The following is a 3,347-nucleotide window of genomic DNA, read 5'->3' as shown; positions in this document are numbered from 1 at the left end:
CCAGATTCTCAGGAATCCCCTTGGCATTTATGTCACAGAATTATCCTGGGCAAAACTTCTTGAACAATAGGAGCCGAAATGAAGCATCTCATTTTAACGTTATTCCTTGTTCTCATCGCCTGTTCCGGCTGGGCTTCGCCTAATTCGCAGCAAGCCGGACAGCAAGATCCTAATCAGGGATTGATGAACAAGGTATTTGCACAGCATTCACCGCCTAAAACCGGGAAAAATGCAGCCAAAACGGCTAAAAATCCGGGTTATTCGACCGCTGTGATGGTGCAGCCGGATTACATCTCTAAAACAAACGTTCGTCTTAATAGCAAAGAATGGGAAGCTCTGAAGCTTTCCAAGGAGTGGATCAACCGCAAGATCAACCCGATCCTGCTGGAGAACGGCAAAGTGGTTCACATCTTTGGGGCCACCATGCCGAGCATCATCTGCTCACCGTTCATGACCTCTGATCTGGAACTCCAGCCCGGTGAAAACGTCAATGATGTGATTGTCGGAGATACCGCACGCTGGATGATTGCGCTCAGTAAATCCGGAACTCCGGGAAGAGAATCCACACACATTCTTATCAAGCCCCTTGATGCAGGGCTTGTGACTACTGCTGTCATTCCAACTGACCGCAGGGTTTACCACCTGAAACTTGTTTCCCGTCGCAAGGACTACAATCCATACGTTTCTTTCATCTATCCGGAAGATCAGCAGAAAGTCCTTAAAGCCAGCCTGAAACGCAAAAAGAAAAAAGACATCTGGGACACCACCCAGATCGAACAAAAAACTGTGGACCTTTCCACCTTGGACTTCAGCTACACCATCAGCGGTGATGATGCGAGCTGGAAACCCATGCGCGTCTACAATGACGGAATCAGAACTTTCATTCAGCTTCCAAGGACTTCCACTCAGACCGAGATCCCGGTGCTGCTGGTGGAAAAGGCCGGACAAGAAGCGATCGTCAATTACCGGGTCAAAGGCAACGCCATGATCGTTGATGAGATCTTTGAAAAAGCAATCCTCGTGGCCGGAACCGGAATGGATCAGGCCAAGGTTGAAATCACACGGGTAGAGGTGACCAAATGAGAATCCTGATTCTGATCATCCTGCTGCTCTTCCCTACCGGCTGTAACGCTTGGCGTTCCGTAACCAAACAGGTCGAAGTAGTTGAACAGACTACGCCCATGTACGAGGAACACGAAGTTGATTCCATAGTTGAAGAAGCCGCGCTCAAGGTTGCCGCCCATTATCCTCCGGGCCGCACCGTGCTGCACCTGACAGTTTCAGATAATCCCTGCGGCTGGAAATTTGAAGCCAATCTGCGCGAACAAGGGTTCCAATTCAGTCCTAAAACTACTGATCCCAATGTGATGGACATGAATATGGTCTTCGATTCCATCACCAACAGCACCCTCTACTATCTGTATCTATGTTCCTCGGACGGCTGGTCCTTCGGGCAAGTCTACAACCTGACCTTCGAAGGATTTGAAAAGTCCGGCCTGCTGACACAGACCCCGGCTTTCTTTGAATTCGTTGGCGGTGATTCCGAACAAGTTGAATCACCTCTCAATGAAGATTGGTCCATTGCTCCCGGCGGACTTCGTGACCAGCTCAAACGCTGGGCCGGTCGCGCAGAATACACGCTGGTCTGGAAGGCAAATCACGACTTTGAAATGCAGGCCCACGCCACTTTCAGAGACACATTTCCACGGGCAGTTAAACGCCTCTTCTCAAGGATGCACGCCAACGGAAACTCCCTGCGCGTGACCCTCTATCAAAAGAACAAACACATCGTTGTTAGCGAGGATTAAGCATGAAACGCATATTACTGCTCATACTCATCTTTTCTTTTACTCTTTGCAGTTGCGCTCCGCTCCAGCCTTCCCAGCAGGAACGCTCAGTGAAAAGCCGTGCGGCCTCCATGAGAGCGGCCAGCAGCAAGAAAACTGTTTCTATCGTCCATGCTCCATACCTCGGAGCCACTCCGGTGGAGCTGGATCAACTACACAAACTGCCCAAAGTCTTTACCAAAATAGTTACCCTAAATACTGTAGGAACTGCTCCGGAACTGGCTAGACGAATAAGTGAACTTGTTCCGCTACGCATTGAAGTAGAGCAGAACGATAAGCATATTATCCAGCAAAAAGACAAGGTCTCTACCGGACCTAAAAAGCTGAGAATCAGGTATAATGGCCAGCTAACAGGATTGCTTGACTATGTGTGTGAGTTTTTCGGTCTAGGCTGGGAATATGACCAGCTGAGCGGAAAAGTTGAGATTGCGCGCCTGCAAACAAGGTCATTCAACCTTGCTGTTGCTCCGGGCAATATCAAATACGAATCGACCATTACCAATAAATCCCAGACTTCGGGCAGTTCCGGCGATTCCAGCAGCATGGAAGGAGTTGGCCAGACCACCAAGACTTCGGACAGTGTCAGCCAGACTTCGCAGACCAACAAAGCCAGCTTTGAAGGGAATGTCTGGAAGGATACCGAAAAATCCATTGAAGCGATGCTTTCCAAGGATGGCCGAGTTGTAGTCAACGAAGCCGCCGGAATGGTCACGGTTACCGACACCGCCACAGTCCTGCGCAGAGTCGGAAACTATATCACATCTCTGAATACCAAAATGGGCAGGCAGGTTGCCTTGGCCGTCAAAGTATGGGCCTTGGATATGAGCCGTAACGCCGATGTTGGCTTTGATATTGAATCCGTGCTTAAAGCCGGACAATCAAGCTTCAGCATGCTTGGCGGCCAGCCATACAGCACCATTTCCGGTGCTGGCACACTGACCGCTGCAATTCTGGACGGCAACTGGAAAGACACCAAGCTCATGCTCCGGGCACTCAAACAGCGCGGCCGCACAACCCTGCTTACTTCCGGTTCCGGGATTGTAATGAACAATCAGGCCCTGCCCGTTCAGGTGGTCAAGCGCGACACCTATCTTGCCGGAATCAGTTCCACCACCACAGAAAATTCCATGCAGACTTCCGAGCTGACACCGGGTGAAGTTTCCACCGGCTTTTCCATGACTGTGATCCCACACATAATGAACAACCGCAAAGCCATCCTGCAATACAACATCACCCTTTCTTCCCTTGATTCCATGGATGAGTTCACTTCCGGTGATCTGACTATCCAGCTTCCGCAGGTTTCCACCCGCAGCTTCAGCCAGCGGGTCAAAATGAAATGCGGCCAGACTCTGGTCCTTGCCGGGTTCGAGCAGGAAACCGACCAGCAATCCAAAGGAATCGGCATCAGCGCAGGCGGACACAGTCAGAAATACGGCAAATCCCTGATCATCATCACCATTGAGATGGAAAGTGCCGGAGTTTAGCCATGCGCAGTATCAA

At 50.4% G+C, this 3,347-nt stretch carries 4 protein-coding genes; all 4 read left to right on the top strand.

Translation table 11 applies throughout. From position 1 onward, the window contains the following. On the top strand, window positions 1-70 hold a 70-nt coding region (locus tag D0S45_20070), incomplete at its 5' end, for a type IV secretion system protein (GenBank protein TIH11470.1). 8 nt (window positions 71-78) lie between these two features. Then, window positions 79-1,083 (top strand): P-type conjugative transfer protein TrbG, encoded by a 1,005-nt coding sequence (gene trbG, locus D0S45_20065; GenBank protein ID TIH11469.1) that lies wholly within the window; start codon window positions 79-81, stop codon window positions 1,081-1,083. Next, the gene (locus D0S45_20060; GenBank protein ID TIH11468.1) at window positions 1,080-1,808 is read left to right on the top strand and encodes a hypothetical protein; all 729 of its coding nucleotides are present in this window, start codon (window positions 1,080-1,082) and stop codon (window positions 1,806-1,808) included. Before trbG ends, D0S45_20060 begins: the two co-directional genes overlap by 4 nt. Window positions 1,809-1,810: 2 nt before the next feature. After that, window positions 1,811-3,331: a type II secretory pathway component PulD-like protein gene (locus D0S45_20055; GenBank protein TIH11467.1), complete on the top strand. Its 1,521-nt coding sequence runs from the start codon at window positions 1,811-1,813 to the stop codon at window positions 3,329-3,331. The last annotated feature ends 16 nt before the right edge of the window (window positions 3,332-3,347 follow it).

Source organism: Marinifilum sp. JC120 (assembly GCA_004923195.1).
Classification (GTDB): Bacteria; Desulfobacterota; Desulfovibrionia; order Desulfovibrionales; family Desulfovibrionaceae; genus Maridesulfovibrio.
This window is presented reverse-complemented; position numbering and strand designations above follow the sequence as displayed.